This window comes from Nocardia jiangxiensis NBRC 101359, from assembly GCF_000308615.1.
Lineage (GTDB): Bacteria > Actinomycetota > Actinomycetes > Mycobacteriales > Mycobacteriaceae > Nocardia > Nocardia jiangxiensis.
The window spans coordinates 13,108-31,930 of record NZ_BAGB01000172.1 but is presented as its reverse complement, the minus strand read 5'-3'; the positions used below and the strand labels follow the sequence as shown (position 1 = coordinate 31,930).

The following is an 18,823-nucleotide window of genomic DNA, read 5'->3' as shown; positions in this document are numbered from 1 at the left end:
CTCACGGATGCACGACCATGACCGGACACCGTGCGTGCTGGACGAGGGAATTGGCCGTGGAGCCGAACAGCAGGCCGGCGAAGCCGCCGCGACCCCGGCTACCGACGACCACCAGCTGTGCGGATTGTGACCACGTCTGCAGATGGACCGTGGGTGCGAACGCATAGGACGCCCGCATCACCGGGACGTCCGGGAATTTCTCCTGCCATCCCGCGACGCGCTCGGCCAGCACGGCGTTCTCGGCCTCGCCCGGGTTGCCGTCCGGCAGCCGGACCGTGTCGTACCCCGCGTAATGGCCGAAGTTCTGGTCGTTCCACACGTGCACGGCGACCAGGTCGGTGCCGCGCTGGGCGGCCTCGGCGAAGGCCGCCGCCACTGCCGCGTCGCTGAGCGGCCCACCGTCGACGCCGACCACGACCGGCCCGGAGTAGTGCACGATGTCACCGGCGTCGGGGTCGGTGCGGACCACGATGACGGCCCCGTGGGCATGGGCGACGACCGCGAGCAGTGTCGAACCCAGGTGGCCGAGCGTCCCGGTCGACCCGGTCGCGCCGAGCACCACCGCGAAGGCGGCGTCGCTGCGGTCGATGAGCACGGTGGACGCGCTGTCCGCCACCAATTCGGTGGTGATCGGCAGGTCGGGGGCCAGCAGCCGGGCCAGTTGGGCGGCGCGGGCGACGACGGATTCGCCGTTGGCGCGGGCTTCGTCGAGCACCCACGGGCTGCTCACCGCATAGGCGCCGACGGTCGTCACGCCCGCGGTGTTCATGCCGTGCGCGATGTGCAGCCCGCGTCCGTGAATACCGGCGTAGTGCACCGCCCACCGCAGCGCGGTGTCCGAACCGGAGGATTCGTCGATGCCGACGACCACCTTCGCCGAGACCAGCTGATGAATGTCGTCGTCGAGCCGGGCCGTCCTGTGTTTGCCGGGTATGCCTGTCATCGCGGCCTCCTGAGTCCCGTCGACGAGGGTGTGCCTTGATTACCCATCGTCGTTTCGGCCGCTCCGGCGCGGCACGGCCGAAGGTCACCGGATGTGCGGTCCTCGGGCATCCTGCGACCGGGTGGCGGCGCGGGGATGCGCCGAGCGAGAATCGTTGAGGATCAACCGGATTCAGCGATGCGGGTGCCGTTGCCGAATCCGTTGCCGTTGCCGATTCCGTTGCCGTTACCGATTCCGTCCAGCCGCACCCCACTGATGATGGACGGCTCGATCTCCACCACCACGTCCATCATCCGGTCGACCCAGGACACGAGCAGATCCTCGTACCGGGCGATCCGGTCCGGTTCGCTGACGGTGCGCGCGATACCGGTCACCACGACCGACCAGCCGATATGCCGGATCGGGTCGATATCGTCGGCCTCGTACGCGACGACCACCTTCTGATCCGCTCGCACGGCCGCGGTGAGCCGGGAGGTGATCCGGGATCGGACGATGATCATGCCGTCCTCGACCAGGTGGTTGACCGGCCGGATCGCGGGCAGCGCATCTCTGGTGAAGACCACCCGTCCGTAGGACGTGGTGGCGAGCAGTTGCATGGCCTCCGAATCGCTGATGGGCATCGGGCGGTGTGGGCGGCGGTCACCATCTATCCCGGACGTCACCATGGCGCACCGTCTCTTTCCTCTACCTCGTCGTACTCGACTTCTTCGCCGGTACGCGGTGCCCTTCACAGAGAGCCGCGCACCGGAACCACGGGCCGACGCACGAAACCGGGGTCATCGGGGGGTGAATACCCCGAATCGGTAGCGGATGAACCTGATGTTCGCAGGTCGGCCCCACCGGTTTTCCCGCAGGTGTTTTCATGGTGCGACGCGTCGGGCGTGCGGGGCAGGTCCGGTGGTCGCTTGTCGAAGGGGCGTTGGTCCTTTGGTTCGGTGGCTCCGGACCGTGCCGACGGCCGCGGTCCGATCTTCCGAAGCTGTACTGGCGCAGTGTCTTTGGTTACGTTTGCAGCGGAAGTCCCAGCGTCGAACGGTCGCACGCGGCGACGAGGTCCGTGGCGGTGACGATCCCGGTCGGGTGACCGGATTCGTCGACCACGACGAGCGCATCCAGTCCGGGGCGCGGCAGCACCCGGGTCGCGGCGTCGGCGAGTAGTTCGTCCTCGTGCACCACGGCGGCGGGTGGCAGCCGCCGGGCCAGCGCGGACAGCTCGGTTGTCGTGCGCGCTGCGGGGGAGATGCGAGACAGATCGGACCAGGCCAGCAGCGCGACCGGGTGGCCCGCCGGGTCGATCAGCGGGAAGACGCGGTGTCCGCTGTCGGCGGCGTGCGAGCGCAGCACGTCCGCGACCGGCCAGCGGATCGGCAGCGCCAGCGGCGGGCTCGTCATGACATCACGAATCATGATGTCGCCCAGCCGATGTCGAAGTCCGGCGACGGACATCTCGGCATTGGCCGAGGTGCGCAGGAACCAGCCGAGCAGGATCAACCACAGCCCGGCCGGATGCCGGGCCACGATCACCTCGACCGCTCCCGCCGCGATCACGAGGGCCCCGAGTACCCGGCCACAGCGCGCGGCCGTGGTCGCCGCACGCAGTCGGTCGCCGGTCCGGGCCCAGATCAGGGCCTGGACCACCCGCCCACCGTCCAGCGGCGCACCCGGCAGCAGATTGAACACCGCCAAAGCGATGTTCATGACCGCGAGCCAGCCGAACGCCTCGGCCAGAATGCCGGACGGGGCCACGGGTGCGGTCACCACCGCGGCGGCATACCAGAGCAGCCCGATCAACATGCTCGTCGCGGGCCCGGCCAGTGCCACTCGCAGCTCGGTGCGCGCGTCGCCGGGCTCGTCGGCGAACTCCGACACTCCGCCCAGGAGCCACAGCACGATCCGGTCGACATGGACGCCGCGTCGCCGGGCCGCGACCGAATGGGCCAGCTCGTGCGCGACGAGGCAGGCCAGCAGCACGACCGCGCCGGCCACGGACACGGCCCAGCTCGTCACCGGACTGCCCCGGTGCGGGAGTTCGGTGCGCAGAATTCCTGCGAACAACGCCGCGGTGATCAGCAGCGACCAGTGCACGCCGATCCGGATGCCCGCGATGCGGCCGACGGGGATGGTTCCGTGCAACATGGGTCAGCGCTCCGGGGGGCGGAATCGGTGAACGCGGATGGGGACGATTCGGCATGCGGTCGTGTCCATGGACACAGCCTGTGCGAACGCGCGTGCGAAAGGCAGGGCCGGCCAGCCTCTGCACCGAGGACCAATGTCCCCGTTGTCCGAATCCGTCGCGGTGTCGGCCTCGTGATCGCCGCATCGATTGTCGACCTGTGGCCCTGGCCGGGAGCTCCCGCGCGGATCAGGCTGGACTGGTGCACGAGCAGGATTCGGCGGGCCCGCTGATCGACTCCCGTGTTTACGACGCGGTGATCTTCGATATGGACGGAGTCGTCACCGACAGCGCATCGATGCACGAGGCGGCCTGGCGCGAGCTGTTCGACGCGTTCCTGGGCAGCCGCCCGGTACTGCCGGGAGAGAACCGGTCACCGTTCATCGAGAGCGACTACGAGCGTTTCGTGGACGGCAAGCCGCGCTCCGACGGGGTCGTGGACTTTCTCGCGGCGCGGGGGGTGGTTCTGTCGCGCGGGGATCCGTCGGATCCGCCGGGCGCCGCGACCGTCTGTGGTCTCGGCAAGCGGAAGGACCAGCTGTTCCTCGCGCGTATCGACAGAAACGGTGTGCCCGCGTTCGATTCCACGGTCGCGCTGGTCCGATGCCTGCGCGATGCCGGGATCGCGACCGCGGTGTTCACCGCCAGCCGCAACTGCGCCGAGGTGCTGGCCGCGGCGGGTCTGGCGGAGCTGTTTCCCGTTCGGATCGATGGCGTGGTCGCCGACGAACTCGGGTTGCGCGGCAAACCGGATCCGGCGGTCCTGCTCGCGGCCGCCGATCGGTTGCACGCGCGACCGGAACGGACCGTGGTCGTCGAGGATGCCGAGGCGGGTGTGACGGCGGGGCGCCGCGGCGGTTTCGGTCTGGTCATCGGCGTGGATCGGATCGGACGTGCCGACCGCCTGCGCGCGTGCGGCGCCGACGAGATCGTGACCGACCTGGCGCAGGTGCGGCTGCGGAGCGGATTCCCCCGGATGTCGGAAATCCCTGACGCACTGGAGTTCTGGCCGCGGATCGCGGATCAGCTGCAGACCGGGAAGCCGGTCGTACTGCTGGATTTCGACGGCACGCTGTCCGATATCGTCCCCGACCCGGCGGCCGCGACGCTTCGCGCGGGGATGGCGGAGGTGCTCGCGAAACTGGCCGAACGATGCCCGATCGCCATCGTGAGCGGTCGGGAGCTGGACGATCTGCGCGCCCGCGTCGGCATTCCCGGCATCTGGTACGCGGGATGTCACGGCTTCGAACTCATGTCGCCGCAGGGACGTCGGCATCGGCATGCGGCGGGTGCTGCGGCCGAAGCCACCCTCGGCGGCGCTGCGGATCGGCTCGACCACGAGTTGCGGCGGATTCCCGGAGTCGTCGTCGAATACAAGCGCTTCGTGGTGGCCGTGCATCACCGCTCGGTCCCCGAGCAGCAGGTCGCGGATGTGCTGGCCGCCGTGCACCGCGTCGGCCACGAGGCGGGCCTGCGGGTGGTCGCCGGACGCAAGGTCACCGAACTGCGTCCACCGGTGGACTGGGACAAAGGCCGCGCGGTCGGCTGGATTCTGGAACACCTTGTCGCACCGGGCATTCCGGTCTACGCCGGGGACGACCTGACCGACGAGGACGCCTTCGACGCAATCGGTGCGGCCGGAATCACCGTGTGCGTCCGCGACGATGACGCCGGTGACCGGCGGACCGCGGCCGAATTCGGTGTCCAGGGCCCCGCCCGCGTGCGTGATCTGCTCGCCCGGCTCACCACTTTGCTGAGCGAGTCGAACACCTCCGCCGCGCCGGAGTCGTGGATTCTGGCCTTCGACGGGTACGACCCGTCGACGGAGAAGTTGCGCGAGGCGCTGTGCAGCGTCGGCAACGGGTACCTCGGCGTCCGCGGGGCCACGCCAGACTCCACGGCTGGCCCGCACCACTATCCCGGCACCTACGCCGCCGGGATCTACGACCGCGTGCGCGACACGATCGCCGGACAGGAGATCGATAACGAGAGCCTGGTGAATCTGCCGAACTGGCTGCCGGTCACCTGGCGCATCGACGACGGCCCCCGGTACGACCTCGATGCGGTCGAATTACTTTCCTACCGAACCGAATTCGATCTGCGGTACGCCGTCCTGACCCGGCGCCTGAGGTTCCGCGACGGTGCCGGACGGGTCACCTCGGTGTCGGAGCGCCGGTTCGCGGCCATGCACGCACCGCACCTGTGCGGTCTGCGGATCCGGATCACCGCCGAGAACTGGAGCGGCATCCTGACGATTCGTTCGGGTATCGACACGGCCGTGCAGAACGGGCTGGTCGATCGGTACCGGAACCTGTCCGGACGTCATCTCGACGCTGCCGAGGTGTTCCGGCCCGCACCCGATACCGTGCTGGCCCTCGTGCGGACGCGTCAGTCGGGCATCCCGATCGCCACCGGGACGCGAACCCGATTGCGCGCGAACGGGATCGACCTGCCGGTGGTGTGGCATCCGTGCGCGGAAGCGGGGCTGTCCGGAAGCGATGGCGACGTCGAGTTGAGCGCGGGGGAGTCGGTGACGGTGGACAAGATCGCCGCCCTCTACACCGGCCGCGATCACGCGATCTCCGCCCCCGGCGACCAGGCGCGACGCGCCCTCGAGACCGACGACGACCTCGACGCGCTGTTCGATAGCCACGCCCTGGCCTGGGAACATCTGTGGGCACGCTTGCGGATCGACCTGGACAGCAGCGCATCCGCGGCCCGCACGTTACGGCTGCACCTGCTGCATCTGGTGCAGACGGTGTCCCCGCACACCGCGTTCCTCGACGCCGGTGTCCCGGCGCGCGGCCTGAACGGGGAGGCGTATCGCGGCCACGTCTTCTGGGACGAGCTGTTCGTGCTGCCGGTGCTGAATCTGCGATTTCCGTCCGCGGCGAGGTCGCTGCTCGAATACCGGTATCACCGATTACCCGAGGCGCGTCGACTGGCCCGCGAAATAGGTTGTGCGGGCGCGCTTTTCCCGTGGCAGTCCGGCAGCGACGGCCGCGAGGAGAGTCAGCGCCTGCATCTGAATCCGCGCTCGGAACACTGGACCCCGGACCCCAGCCGACGCGCACACCATGCCGGAATCGCCGTGGCATACAACGTGTGGCAGTACTACGAACTCACCCGCGATCGGGAGTTCCTCGTCCGGATGGGCGCCGAACTGCTGGTCGAGATCGCGCGGTTCTGGGCCGCCACCGCGACCTACGATCATCGCGACGACCGATACCACATCCGCGGAGTGATCGGCCCGGACGAATTCCATTCCGGCTATCCCGACGCGCCGGAACCCGGCATCGACGACAACGCCTACACCAATGTCATGGCGGCGTGGGTGATTCGGCGCGCCCGCGATGCGCTGCACCGGATGCCCGCGCGCAACCGCGCCGAACTCCTGCGGTCGCTGCGCATCCCCCCGGAGGATCCCGAGCGGTGGCGCGCGGTCGCCGATCGGATGTGCGTCCCGTTCCACGACGGGGTGATCAGCCAGTTCGCCGGTTACGACCGGCTCCGCGAACTGGATTGGCCCGCCTATCGTGCGCGGTACGGCGATATCGGCCGCCTGGACCGAATCCTGGAGGCCGAAGGCGACGACGTGAACCGGTATCGCGCCGCGAAACAGGCCGACGTCCTCATGCTGTTCTATCTGCTCTCGGCCGATGAGCTACGAGATCTGCTGGGGCACATGGGGTATCGGCTCGCACCCGAGGCGATCCCGCGCACGGTCGACTACTATCTGGCGCGCACCTCACACGGCTCGACCCTGAGCGCCGTCGTACATTCCTGGGTCCTGGCCCGCGCCAACCGCGATCAGGCGATGACCTTCTTCGACATGGTGCTGAACTCCGATGTGCACGACATCCAGGGCGGCACCACGGCCGAAGGCATCCACCTGGCCGCCATGGCCGGAAGTATCGATCTGCTGCAACGCTGTTTCACCGGGCTGGAGATCCGGGGCGGTCGGCTGATCTTCAACCCGCGCTGGCCCCGGGCGCTCGGGCAACTGAGCTTTCCGATGAGCTGTCGCGGCCACCGGCTCACCGTGCGCATCGATACCGACGTCCTGGAAGTCGCTTCCGAGCCCGGCCCGGCCGCGGCCCTGACCATCGAATTCGACGGTCGGCGGCACCGGCTCGCCGCCGGAGCCACGGTGCGGTTGCCGCTCGACGGTCGCTGCGGCACGTCGGACGAACGGGCGGCGAAATGGCCCACTCGCCCGCGTTCCGGCTCGTCCGCGCCGATCACCGGCGTGAGGTGATGAATCCGTAGTACCCGTCGTAGCGGTGGTACAGGACGCAGCCGCGTGCGAGAGCGCGGTCGCGGTAGAACAGGAACGGCGATCCGCTCAACGCGAGTCGGTCCAGAGCCTCGTACCGGTCCAGCTCCGGAGCGGGAGCCTTGTCGACGGTGATCGGGAGATCGCCGGGGATGATGGAGGGCGGCCGCGGATCCAGCCGGGTGAGTCGATAGTCGCCCTTCGCGGTCTGGTACAGGAAGCTCTCGGTCCGCACACCCGATTCGTGGAACATCTCGAAGGGGTAGTCCATCAGAGCCATATCGATCGCGGCGTCCGCGGCGGTGCGTCGGTACAGATGAAAGGACTTGGTGCGCACCACGGTTCGCTGGCGAACCGGCCGCACGTAGAGCAGGGTCGAGGCCTGCGGCCGGCAGCGTTCCCAACCCAGTGCGCCGGAGCAGGCCAGGCTGCGCAGCCGTGAGCGCGTGCGTGCCTGCAATGCCTCCACCACGTCGGGTAGCGTCATGCCGGTCACCTGCACGCGGATCGCCCGCGAGGTCGCGATGTCCGCCTGCGCGACGAAGGGGTTGGCCACCGCCGAATCATGATGGTCGGACAGTCGCACGCGAATCGACGTTATCGGCGACGGCGCTCGATCGACCGCTCTGCGGATGCGTTGTCGCGCATGGTCGCCGAACATGAGTGGTACTCGATCACCGAGGCGAACATCGATGGCGGGTACGGCGAGGCGTTCATCGGCATCGGGTCCTGTCTCGAAGGGTTCACCACCGCCCGGCCCCTGATCGGACGGCAGGATCACTCCGGTACTCATCGTCACGCTCCTCATACACGGCCGAACTCCGGAACGACGCTGACCACACCGTCCGCGCGCCGAACACCGATCGGCATATTGATTTCCCTCGAGAGCTGCATCATTGTCGAGTTCGTGGGCAGGACCTCCGCACGTCGCTGGGCATGAGTCCGCGGAAGGTGGACCCCGTCACGGGCGTGGGCGTTCTCGCGGTCATGACGGTCCTCTCCGCTCCGCTCGGCGATAGGCGCACAGGGCCGCGGCGGTGGTGTTCTCCGGCGATGCGGTGGTGTCCAGAACGACCGCGTCGGGCCACGCCGCGTGATCCTCGGCCATCGCGTCCGAGATCGCCGGGGTCGCCTCGGAGGCGGATCCGGTGCGGGCGGCGATTCGTGCGTGGGCGATCGATTGCGGTGCACTGCAACATATCTCGATCAGATCGGCGGACGTCTCGGTCGCGATGCGGCTGGCGTGGCGGCGTTGTTCGCCATCGATCCAGCTGGCATCCAGGATGACCGAGCGTCCGGTCTCGAGCAGTGCCTGCGCTTCGGCGCGCATGACCGCGTAGACATGTTCCCGCGCGACGGGTGTGTAGGCACCCTGGTTGTATTCGCCGCTTCCGCCCGCCAGCACGCCGCGGGCGCGGGCATCGGCCCGAATGCGGTCGCTGGACACCAGGACCGCGCCGGTGGCGTCCGCCAGGCGGCGAGCGACCGTCGACTTTCCGGTGCCGGGCAGCCCGCCGATCAGCACGAGCCGGACCGCACCGGCGGCGAGATGCCGCAGCGCGATCTCCGCGTGCGCGACGGCCTTCGCCGCCGAATCGGTCGCGCCGCCCTGACACTGGCGCACGCACTCGACCTTCGCGCGCACGGTCGCCCGGTAGGCGATGTAGTGGTGACGCAGCGACTCCGGCGCGGGATCGTGGGTGAGCTCGAGATAGTCGTCGACGAACTTCGCGGCGAGCTCGGGGTGGCCGCGCAGCTCGAGATCCATCGCGAGAAAGCAGACGTCGTCGAGCCGGTCGACGTGGCGGAGTTCGTCGTCGAAGTCCAGGCAATCGATCACCCGCACACCGTCGTCGGTGACGAAGATGTCCTCGGCGCGCAGATCGCCGTGGCCGTCGACGATGCGACCGGCGGCTATTCGCTTGTCGAACAGCGCCTTGCGGCCGTCGAGATAGCGCATGGCCGAGTCGGCCAGACTCCGCACCACCGCGGGCTCGATCGGGGGACAGCGCAGTCCGGACAGCAGCCACCGCCAACGCCTGCGCACCGCGTCCACGGTTGCCGCGTTGTCGACGTCGACCCCCTGGGGAGCGCGGTCGTGCCAGGCGGCCACCTGCCGCACCAGGGTCGGCAGCGTATCGCGGATGACGTCCGGGTCGGCCAGACGGTCCGACAGGCGGGTGGCCTCCGGTAGCCGCCGCATCACCAGGACCGGCTCGCCCGCGCTGTCGGCGGGTTCGGTCAGCCGCGCGATGCCGAGATAGACGTCGGGGGCGAATCGACGGTTCAGCTCGAGCTCGCGAGCGCAGGCGACCTCGCGCGCGGAGCGGGTGGAAAAATCCAGGAAGTCGGTCAGAACCGGCTTCTTGATCTTGTACGCCTGATCCCCGAAGAGTACGACCACGGCCGAATGGGTTTCGGCGAGCGCGGCGAAGGCGACATTGGGTTCCATCGTCACCAGCTTCGCCGATCGTCGTCGTTTTCGTGATGGGCGAAAGTCACTTGACCGTGCATCATGTGGCCTCTGCATGGGCGATCGGTCGTGCCGATGTCGGTTGTGCCGGACTCGAGGACTTCGGTCACTGTGGTGTGCCGACGCGGTGCCCTAGGAGCGGGAGCTCCGGAACGGTGGAATCGACCAGGTAGGAACCGGTACCGCCACCTATCCGAGGAGTGATCATGAACCTGCTACCTGCCCGTCACCGTCCGGGTTCGCTGCTACCCGATCTCACCGATTGGTGGAATGCGTTCACCCCAGGTCTCGCGCCGGTGTTCGGCAACCACATGTTGCGGGTGGAGGAGTCCCTGACCGGCGACCACTATGTGGTCCGCGCCGAGATCCCCGGCATCGACCCGGCCAAGGACGTGGAGGTGTCCGTGCACGCCGGGCTGCTGACCATCAAGGCCGAGCGCACCGAGACCCACGAGGAGAAGGGACATTCGGAGTTCAACTACGGCGTGTTCGAACGCACCGTCTCCCTGCCCCAAGGCGCGAAGGACGAGGGCATCGAGGCGAGCTACGCCAAGGGCATCCTGACCGTCAGCGTTCCCGTGGGCGAATCGAAGGAGAAGGTCACCAGGGTCGACGTCAAGTCCGGCGAATAGCCGTGCGAGATCACGCGATGACCACCGAATCCAATTCGTACACAGCGGGATCGAGCGACCCCGTGGTGGTGGCGGTCGACGGCTCGGCCGCGTCGTACGAGGCTGTGGCCTGGGCAGCGGCCGAGGCATCGCTGCATCGCCGCCGACTGCACGTGGTCACCTCGACCGCCGTGCGCGCCGGTTTCGGCCCCGCACCCGTTGTCGCCGGTATCGATCTGGACGAGTTGCAGCGCGAGGGTGAACGTGTGGTCGTGAAGGCTCGTCGCGTCGCGAGCACCGTCGTTCCCGGAGACCTCGAGATCACCAGCGCGGTGGTGTCCGAGCCGGTGATTCCGTTCCTGCTCGAATCGTCCCGCCGGGCCTGGATGATGGCCGTCGGCAGCCACGGTCTGGGCGCCATCCGCCGGATGCTGCTGGGATCGGTCTCCTCGGCGGTGCTGCACCACGCGCACTGCCGAGTCGCCGTCGTCCACGAGAATTCGGCGACCGATCCGGTATTGCTCGAGTACCCGGTCCTGGTGGGCGTGGACGGCACCGCCAACAGCGAGCCCGCCCTCCACCTCGCCTTCGAGGAAGCGTCCCGAAGAAAAGTGGAATTGGTGGCGCTGCACGCCTGGAGCGACACGACGGGACCGTATGTCCCCCTTCCGGCATGGGAATCGGCCAAACAATCCGAGGACGCGGCGCTGGCGGAGAGCCTGGCCGGCTGGGGCGAACAGTATCCGGATGTCACCGTCCGCCGAATCCTGGTCCGGGACGCCCCCGCCCGAGCCCTGCTCACCGAGTCCGACTCCGCTCAACTGCTGGTCGCGGGCAGCCACGGCCGCGGCGGCTTCACCGGATTGCTGCTCGGTTCCACGAGCACCGCATTGGTGCAATCGGTGCGCTGTCCGGTGATCGTCGTTCGGGAGCGGGGAGCGATGTGATCGGCTCGTCGTAGGCCGCTCCGGTGTACTGGATGCGGTGACTGCGGCAGACTTCTCGTCGAAGACGTTGCGTCGTCGAGACGACCGGGCACGGTACGGGAGGTCAGTGGTGGAATGGTCGGATTTTCTGGCCCGGATCGTGGCGTGGCTTCGGGCCGGATATCCGCAGGGGGTGCCGGCGCAGGACTATGTGCCGTTGCTGGCGGTGCTGGGGCGGCGGTTGAGCGACGAGGAGATCGATCAGGTCGTGGACCAGTTGATCGTGCATGGGGCGCTGCCGGCCGAGCGGGTAGACGCCGGTGTGGCGATCACCCGGCACACCCAGGAGTTGCCCAGCGAATCGGATCTGGCGCGCGTGCGTGATCGGCTTCGGGCGGGCGGCTGGCCGGTGCGCGCGGACTGGCAGGTCGGTTCGTCCGGGGAAGCCGCCGAATCTGTTCTGCCGCTGCATGTTCCGGCCGACGCCGACCGGTCGGGCGGGGGCGAGTCGAATGTCCGGATCCGATATCGCGATCTGCAGCGGCTGGCCGAGTTGCTGCACGAGATGTGCCTGCGGGATCGCGCCGCGATCGCGACCGCGACGAACGCGCTCGTCGCGAGTGATCTGGAACAGTCGCAGGCCGCGATCGATCTCGGCGGTGGCGTCGAGGCCATGGCGCGGGACGTCGAAGCCGAAGCGATCCGGCTGCTGGCGTTGGATTCTCCCGCGACCGGGGAGCTACGGCAGGTGGTGACCGCGGCCCAGCTGACCGGCAACCTGCAGCGGATGGCGGTGCTCGCGACCCATATCGCCACCGCCGCGCGCCGTCGTCATCCCGAGCCCACGGTCCCGGAGCCGGTGCGGCCGTTGATCATTCGGATGGGCAGGGTGGCCGTGCAGATCGCTACCAGCGCGGCGACCGTGCTCGAATCCCCGACCCCCGAGACCGCGAGCACGCTCGAGGGGCAGGACGATCTCATGGACGACCTGCACGAAGAACTGCTGGCCACGGTCCTGGGCCCGGCGTGGGATCACGGGATCACCGCCGCGGTCGACATGACCCTGATCGGACGTTACTACGAGCGGTTCGCCGACAATGCCGTCGAGGTCGGCCGCCGCATCGTCTTCCTGGCCACCGGCGAAACCGTCGGCGAACGGAGACGGAAAACCGAAGACGACGAGGAGCCCGACAGCGACGAGGCGGTGTGAACCCCACTCTCACTGTGAGTTGACCACCGGACGCGGCAGGACGTTCTTGACGCGCGAGACCAGATCGGGCCGGTCGGAGCGGGACAGGAGCAGGCCCTGGGTTGCGGTGGCGATTTCGGCCGCCATCTCGACGGCGATGTTTCCGCCCTCCTGGGCCGCACCGTCCGCCGCGCGTTCCAGGCGGTGGAGGAGTCTGTCCGGGATGCAGTCCGGCGCGAGTTCGTGCCGCAGCAGATTCGCCTCGGCGGCCGAGCCCAGCGCGTGCAGGGTCGCGACGACCGGGACGTCGCCGTCGATCACGTCGAGCAGCGGTTCGAGAGCTTCGGGACGGTAGACCGGGCTCGTCACGATGAAGTGCGCGCCGGCGTCGATCTTGCGGCGGATACGGGTCCGGTCGGCGGCGGTGAGCCGGGGAACCGCGCGGATGCGGACGCCGATGTCGAAATGCGTCGGGGTTTCCAGGCGGAGGCCGTGCCGGTCGATGCCCTCGTTGAGGTTGCCGAGCAGTTCGATCAGCTCGACCACGTCGACGGCCCACCGACCCGAGCCTGACCGGCTACCGCGAGTGGCTCCCCGCGAACAGCGCGGGTTCGCTTGCGGGCAGCCTCTTTTCGCAGAATGTGGCCGATTACTACGTCACGCCCTACGACCTGGGCTACGGACGACACGTCAAATTCGACCACGAGTTCGTGGGGATGGACGCTCTGCGTGCTCGGGCCGAGGGACCGCAGCGGCACAAGGTGACTCTGGTGTGGCACCCCGAGGACGCCGGGCGCATCTTCTCCTCGCTGTGGACTCCGGGGCCGACCTACAAGTACTTCTCCCTGCCCAAGGCGCGGTACGGCCAGTTCCAGATGGACGAGGTGCTGGTCGGCGGTCGGCGGGTGGGTATTTCGATGGACTGCGGATACGTCGTGCGTGATCAGGCCGTCGTATCGCTCGCGGTCATCGACGAGGAGTTCGCGCGTCCGGGTACGGAAGTACGCGTGGTGTGGGGTGAGGATCCGGTGTCGGACAAGCCTTCCGTGGAGCCGCACGACCAGGTCGAGGTTCGCGCCACCGTCGAGGCCGCCCCACTGGACAGCTTCGCCCGCACCCGTTACCGCGGCGCGCAGTCATGAGCGGGCGCGAGATCTCGTTGCTGACGGATTTCTCCCTGGAGATCACCGGAAAGGACATCGACCGGCTGACCGCGGCCGCGGCGCACATCCCCCGGGGAACGCGGGTGCACCTGACCTACCTGGACAGCGAGGATCTGGAGACGCGGGTCAAGGCGGCCGGTGTGTGCCGCGCCCTCGAACTGATCCCGGTGCCGCACGTCGCAGCCCGGCGGCTGCGGTCACCCGACGAGCTCGAGGAGTTCCTGGCGGGCCTCGCCGACGTGTCCGCCGCCGACCGGTTGTTCGTGGTCGGCGGTGATCCGGCCGTCCCGCTCGGACCATACCCGGACGCGTTGTCGGTGCTGAAAAGCGCTGTGCCGCAGCGATTCGGCATGGCCGAGGCGGGCATCGCCGGATATCCGGAAGGTCATCCCGACATCCCGGCCGACGTGCTGTGGCGGGCGCTGCAGGACAAGGCCGCACTGCTGACGGAGACGGGGCTGGCGGGCTCGGTGGTCACCCAGTTCGGCTTCGACTCGGACGCGGTCCTGGACTGGGTCGAACAGGTCCGGTCGCGAGGCATCACGCTGCCGATCCGGGTGGGTGTGCCGGGCCCGGCGGGCATCCGCCGCCTGGTGCGGTACGCGACCCGGTTCGGGGTGGGTACGAGTGCCGGGATCGTGCGCAAGTACGGGTTCTCGATCACCAACCTCATGGGTACCGCGGGGCCGGACCGGTTCCTGCGGGATCTGGCTCGGCGGTGGGAACCACAACGGCACGGCGACCTGCGGATCCATTTCTACAGTTTCGGAGGAGTGGAAGCCACGGTGGAGTGGATCGCGGACTTCACCGCATGCCTCGGCGAGGAGGCGATGTCGTGACGGCGGTGCAGGATCTCCGGCCCGCAACTGCGACGACCGCCAGGCGGGAACCCTTGGCGTCGCTCACGGTGCAGGGGCTCGATCGGCCGGGCATCGTCGCGGCGGTGACCGATGTGCTGAGCAAGCACGGCGCGAACATCGTGTCGCTGGACCAGTATTCCGATGATCCCAGCGGCGGCGCGTTCTTTCAGCGGACGGTGTTCTCCGCGCGGGATCTGCCCGACGTGCTGCCCGCGGTCCGGCAGGATCTGGACACGGTGCTGCGCGAGGGATTCGACCTCGAGTTCACCCTGCGCGACCTGGCGGTGCGCAAGCGGGTGGCGATCTTCGCGTCGAAGTCGGAGCACTGTCTGCTGGATCTGCTCTGGCGGCACCGGCGCGGTGAACTGCCCGTATCGGTGGCGATGGTCGTGTCGAACCACGCCGATACCGCGGCCGAGGCGCGTGCCTTCGGGATCCCGTTCTTCCATGTGCCCTCCGCCGGGCCGGACAAGTCCGCCGCGGAAGCCGAGCACCTGCGCCTGCTGCGCGGAAACGTCGACTTCGTCGTCCTGGCCAGGTACATGCAGATCCTGTCGGGAGATTTCATCGACCGCGTCGGCGTCCCGATCATCAACATCCACCATTCGTTCCTGCCCGCCTTCGTCGGCGCCGGGCCCTACCTGAAGGCCAAGGAACGCGGGGTGAAGCTCGTCGGCGCGACGGCGCACTACGTGACCGAGGACCTGGACGAGGGGCCGATCATCGAGCAGGACGTGGTGCGCGTATCGCATGCGGACAGTGCCGCGGAACTGCAGCGTCGCGGGGCGGACGTGGAGCGCGCGGTGCTGTCCCGGGCCGTGGCCTGGCATGCGCAGGACCGGGTTTTCCGGCAGGGCAACCACACGATCGTCTTCGCGTGAAGGGGGTTCGGGTGACGCGATGGATCGATGGCACGGGCGCGGCGCGACGGATCCGCGAGCGGGTCGCGCGGGAGATCACGATGTCGTTCACGCCGGATACGGCGCCGGGGCTGGCCACGGTTCTGGTGGGGCAGGACCCGGCGAGTGCGGTGTACGTGGCGAGCAAACGACGGACGGTGCGCACGCTGGGCATGCGCGATCTGCATCCACCGCACACCCGACGGATTGGCCGGTGACGTGCGTGCCGACGAACTCGTCGGCCACGCCGATCGGCTCACTCCGGTGCCGGGCGGAGTCGGCCCCATGACGATCGCGATGCTCATGGCCAATACGGTCCGGGCCGCCGAGTGGGCGCGCGAGTTCAGCTGATTATTTTGTGCAACAACGGAAAGGCCGGCCCATGGGCATCATCGACACGAACAGGCAACGACGCCTCGGCGGCGGAGGCGTCCGGCTGGGCATCGTGATCCCCGCGGTACTCGCACTGTGCTCGAGCCTGCTCGCGGCCTGCGGTTCCGGCGAGGCCGACGGCACCACGAAGGTGACCGTCGGCGTCGCCGACACGATCTTCGACGCGCCGTTACGGGTGGCCGACGCGAAGGGGTACTTCCGCGCGGCAGGGCTGAAGGTCGAGTTCGTCGACCTGCCGTCGTCGCTGGATGCTGCTGCGCTGGAATCGAACTCCGTGCAATTCCTCAACTCCAGCCCGACGACCTTCATCAACGCGGTCAACCGGAGGATCCCGCAACTCGCCGTGTCCATGGACGGTGCGGGTGCGCCGCTCGGTCTGATCTTCAGCACGAAATTCTCGCGGGCGCACCATCTCACCGGCAGCACGCCACCCGCGCAGGTGGCCGAGGCGTTGCGGGGATCCACCGGCGGCGCGAGTTCGACCACCACGCAGGGACAGGCGGGCATTTTCCTGCGGGAGTACGGGGTGTCCCCGGGCACCGTTCGCTACGTGTCCCTGCCGAGTCCGGCGGCCGACAAAGCAGCACTGACCAGAAATCAGATCGACTGGTTCGTCACCTCCGAACCCACTCCGCTGGCGGTGCAGGACGACGGTGACGGGGTCGTGGTGGCGGGTCCGGACACCGTGCCCGCATGGTCGGTGACCCGGACCGGGTACGGCCAGATCGTCGCGGTGCGGAAGGACTATGCCACCCAGAACGCCGCGCTGGTGCGCCGTTTCGTGCGGGCGGTCCAGCAGGGCGGCGCGTACATCCGCGGGCACGAGTCCGACGTGGTCGACATCGTGAAGTCGACGTTCTCCAGCATGGCCGATCCGATCCTGCTCGCGAGCCTGCGGCAGGTGGACTGGCCCGAGACCGGCGCGATGAGCGTCGACGGATGGAACACCAGCATGGACTTCATCAAGAAGACGAACGCGGTCCCTCGGGGCGCCGAGCTACCGTCGACCAACTGGACCAACGAGTACCTGCCGAGGTGACCCGGCTCCGGGAGGGCGGGTATCCGTTCACAGCACCGTCCGCCGCGAGAACGTCTGCGGCACTGCCGCCTTCGGCGCGCTGGAAAACGACGCTTCAGAGCATCGACACCGTGCCGAAGGTCGCGCCCGCGACTGCTGCCGAGAAGGCTTCGAGATCTCCGGGGTTACGCGAGGTGATCAGGGTGTGGCCGTCCACGCAGGAGTGGACGACCTTCTGGTCGGTCCACCGGCCGCCCGCGTTGAGAATGTCCGTGCGCAGGGAGAAGTAGGACGTGAGGGCCTGCCCGTCCACGAGTCCCGCCTCGACCAGGAGCCAGGGGCCGTGGCAGATGGCCGCGACGGGTTTGCCCGCGGCGGCGAACGCGCGCACCAACTCGACGGCCTCGGGCCGCACGCGGAGCTTGTCCGCGTTCACGGTGCCGCCGGGGATCACGACCGCGTCGTAGTCGTCGGCGGAGGCCGCGCTCAGGTCGATGTCCGGGTCGACGGTCACATCCTTGTCCGTGTCGTGCACGAAGGTCTGCACCCTGGCCTTGTCGGGGGCGGCGTGCACCGCTCGGGCTCCTCGTTCGCGCAGGCGTTGCAGCGGCAGCAGCAGCTCGTCCCCTTCGACACCGGTGTTCGAGGTGATGACCAGGATGTTCGGTGTTCCGTTCGTGCCGTCGTTCATCTCGTCCTCCTCGGTGATCGGCCGGTGGTGTCGGTGAGATCCGATGTGGTGGCGATTCGCCTCATCGACCGCGGTACCCCGTGGTGCGCGAGATAAACGGCGATGCCGGGGGATTTCGTCGACTCCGAGAACTTCGCGCGGCTTTCGACCCAGGGGCGAACATGGGAAGGTTCTCTCGGAGAATAAATAAAATCACGACGATTCGAACGAATTCAGGCCCCGGGAATTCCTGTCCGAGGACGGATTTATTCGAATCGTCATGATTGCAACAGTGGTCGTGCGTCAGGGCTCATGCTCCCGCGGCCAAACGTAGGTGCGGTGAAAGCAGTGGGCGTAATGCGTCCGCGGCAATCTTCGCCGTCGCCGCGGGCAGGCCCGGACGTGCACCCACGGACAGGTGCAATGGTTTGGCGGCGGGGAGGTCGGAGCGCGGAACGAGTCCTTCTGGCGTCTGTCCGAGTGTGGCCAGCAGTGCCACTCCGACGCCCGTCGCGACCGCCGCGTGCACGCCGCCCAGCTGCGGCGCCTCGGCGCGGATCGACGCGGGGAGGTCGACCTCGGACAGGGTTTCCAAGGCGCGGCTGCGCAGTGCGCAGGGGCTGTCGAAGGCGACGATCGGCACCGGATGCGGCCGGGGCGGGAGCTGCCAGCCCGGGGCGGAGTACCAGGTCAGCTCCAGTTCGCCGACGCGGATCGCGCTCGGATCGTCGCTGTTGAGCAGCAGTGCGAGGTCGATCCGGCGGCTCGCGAGGCCCTCCCGCAGAGCCATGCCGCGGTCGATCCGGAACCGGAACGACAACCGCGGGGCCGCGCGTTCGATCGCGGCCGCGAGGGCCGGTAGCAGCTGCGCGGCGGCGTGTTCGGTCGACCCGATCGTGATTGTGCCCTCGGCCTCGGTGCCGAAGCGGCGCAGCGCGTCATCGTGCAGGTCGAGGATCTGCCGGGCCACGACGAGGAGCTCGTCGCCGTCCGGGGTGAACCGCGAGCCGCGGCCGTGCCGCTGCACCAGCCGGCGGCCGACCGCATCCTCCAGTCGGCGCATGTGCTGGCTGACTGCCCCCTGACTCAGGTGCAGATGTGTCGCCGCTCGCTGGAAACCGCCGCAATCCGCGATTGCCACGAAGCTTCGCAACGGAGCGATGTCGAGATTCTTTTGCATGATTCTCACGATTATGCCCTCTCATTACGAATCGTGATGGTTCTCATCA

General features: G+C 68.5%; 18 protein-coding genes. 10 read left to right on the top strand and 8 right to left on the bottom strand.

The window, feature by feature from the left end; translation table 11 throughout:
- Position 1: 1 nt before the first annotated feature.
- From ON40_RS44685 to ON40_RS44675, 3 genes are all read right to left on the bottom strand, one after another.
- Positions 2–943, bottom strand: a complete 942-nt coding sequence (locus ON40_RS44685; protein WP_051194555.1) for a universal stress protein — start codon at positions 941–943, stop codon at positions 2–4.
- Positions 944–1,104: 161 nt separating this feature from the next.
- Positions 1,105–1,563, bottom strand: coding sequence for a pyridoxamine 5'-phosphate oxidase family protein (locus ON40_RS44680; protein ID WP_063713231.1), 459 nt, complete (start codon positions 1,561–1,563; stop codon positions 1,105–1,107).
- 382 nt (positions 1,564–1,945) lie between these two features.
- The gene (locus tag ON40_RS44675; protein ID WP_040831887.1) at positions 1,946–3,079 is read right to left on the bottom strand and encodes a site-2 protease family protein; all 1,134 of its coding nucleotides are present in this window, start codon (positions 3,077–3,079) and stop codon (positions 1,946–1,948) included.
- 197 nt (positions 3,080–3,276) lie between these two features.
- On the opposite strand from ON40_RS44675, the gene otsB reads away from it, so the two are divergent.
- Positions 3,277–7,374 (top strand): trehalose-phosphatase, encoded by a 4,098-nt coding sequence (gene otsB, locus ON40_RS44670; RefSeq protein ID WP_281033127.1) that lies wholly within the window; start codon positions 3,277–3,279, stop codon positions 7,372–7,374.
- Here otsB and ON40_RS44665 read toward each other — a convergent pair.
- Both ON40_RS44665 and ON40_RS44655 read right to left on the bottom strand, forming a co-directional pair.
- Complete coding sequence (locus tag ON40_RS44665; RefSeq protein ID WP_169542016.1) at positions 7,358–8,185, bottom strand: sigma 54 modulation/S30EA ribosomal C-terminal domain-containing protein; 828 nt, start codon at positions 8,183–8,185, stop codon at positions 7,358–7,360. The genes otsB and ON40_RS44665 overlap by 17 nt on opposite strands.
- Before the next feature lie 192 nt (positions 8,186–8,377).
- Complete coding sequence (locus tag ON40_RS44655) at positions 8,378–9,844, bottom strand: bifunctional aminoglycoside phosphotransferase/ATP-binding protein (RefSeq protein WP_040831883.1); 1,467 nt, start codon at positions 9,842–9,844, stop codon at positions 8,378–8,380.
- Positions 9,845–10,071: 227 nt separating this feature from the next.
- Between ON40_RS44655 and ON40_RS44650 the strand changes: the two genes are divergently transcribed.
- The 3 genes from ON40_RS44650 to ON40_RS49020 all read left to right on the top strand — a co-directional run bounded on the left by ON40_RS44650 (position 10,072) and on the right by ON40_RS49020 (position 12,612).
- A complete protein-coding gene (locus tag ON40_RS44650; RefSeq protein ID WP_040832074.1) occupies positions 10,072–10,497 on the top strand; it encodes an Hsp20/alpha crystallin family protein in 426 nt (141 codons plus the stop codon).
- A 17-nt stretch (positions 10,498–10,514) separates the two neighbouring features.
- Positions 10,515–11,423: a universal stress protein gene (locus ON40_RS44645; RefSeq protein ID WP_051194578.1), complete on the top strand. Its 909-nt coding sequence runs from the start codon at positions 10,515–10,517 to the stop codon at positions 11,421–11,423.
- Positions 11,424–11,532: 109 nt separating this feature from the next.
- Positions 11,533–12,612, top strand: a complete 1,080-nt coding sequence (locus tag ON40_RS49020) for a DUF3349 domain-containing protein (protein ID WP_157186819.1) — start codon at positions 11,533–11,535, stop codon at positions 12,610–12,612.
- A 9-nt stretch (positions 12,613–12,621) separates the two neighbouring features.
- Here ON40_RS49020 and ON40_RS44635 read toward each other — a convergent pair whose 3' ends face one another.
- Complete coding sequence (locus ON40_RS44635) at positions 12,622–13,137, bottom strand: methylenetetrahydrofolate reductase (RefSeq protein WP_040831882.1); 516 nt, start codon at positions 13,135–13,137, stop codon at positions 12,622–12,624.
- A 95-nt stretch (positions 13,138–13,232) separates the two neighbouring features.
- Between ON40_RS44635 and ON40_RS44630 the strand changes: the two genes are divergently transcribed.
- Genes ON40_RS44630 through ON40_RS44610 form a run of 6 tightly spaced genes read left to right on the top strand, consistent with a single transcriptional unit; the run spans position 13,233 to position 16,945 of the window.
- On the top strand, positions 13,233–13,733 hold the full coding sequence (locus ON40_RS44630) for a hypothetical protein (protein WP_051194553.1): 501 nt from the start codon (positions 13,233–13,235) through the stop codon (positions 13,731–13,733).
- Positions 13,730–14,593: a methylenetetrahydrofolate reductase gene (locus ON40_RS44625; protein ID WP_040831881.1), complete on the top strand. Its 864-nt coding sequence runs from the start codon at positions 13,730–13,732 to the stop codon at positions 14,591–14,593. The genes ON40_RS44630 and ON40_RS44625 overlap by 4 nt, the downstream gene beginning before the upstream one ends.
- Positions 14,590–15,495: a formyltetrahydrofolate deformylase gene (gene purU, locus ON40_RS44620; RefSeq protein ID WP_040831880.1), complete on the top strand. Its 906-nt coding sequence runs from the start codon at positions 14,590–14,592 to the stop codon at positions 15,493–15,495. Before ON40_RS44625 ends, purU begins: the two co-directional genes overlap by 4 nt.
- 11 nt (positions 15,496–15,506) lie before the next feature.
- A complete protein-coding gene (locus tag ON40_RS53625) occupies positions 15,507–15,731 on the top strand; it encodes a tetrahydrofolate dehydrogenase/cyclohydrolase catalytic domain-containing protein (protein WP_040831879.1) in 225 nt (74 codons plus the stop codon).
- A gap of 1 nt (position 15,732) precedes the next feature.
- Entirely contained in the window at positions 15,733–15,864 is a 132-nt protein-coding gene (locus ON40_RS53620; RefSeq protein ID WP_245568272.1) for a hypothetical protein, read from the top strand.
- Positions 15,865–15,895: 31 nt separating this feature from the next.
- Positions 15,896–16,945 (top strand): ABC transporter substrate-binding protein, encoded by a 1,050-nt coding sequence (locus ON40_RS44610; protein WP_083896416.1) that lies wholly within the window; start codon positions 15,896–15,898, stop codon positions 16,943–16,945.
- Positions 16,946–17,039: 94 nt separating this feature from the next.
- On the opposite strand, the gene ON40_RS44605 is transcribed toward ON40_RS44610, so the two are convergent.
- Together ON40_RS44605 and ON40_RS44600 are read right to left on the bottom strand one after the other, a co-directional pair.
- Positions 17,040–17,615: a type 1 glutamine amidotransferase domain-containing protein gene (locus ON40_RS44605; RefSeq protein ID WP_040831878.1), complete on the bottom strand. Its 576-nt coding sequence runs from the start codon at positions 17,613–17,615 to the stop codon at positions 17,040–17,042.
- Between the two features lie 289 nt (positions 17,616–17,904).
- On the bottom strand, positions 17,905–18,774 hold the full coding sequence (locus tag ON40_RS44600; protein ID WP_040831877.1) for a LysR family transcriptional regulator: 870 nt from the start codon (positions 18,772–18,774) through the stop codon (positions 17,905–17,907).
- Positions 18,775–18,823: the final 49 nt, after the last annotated feature.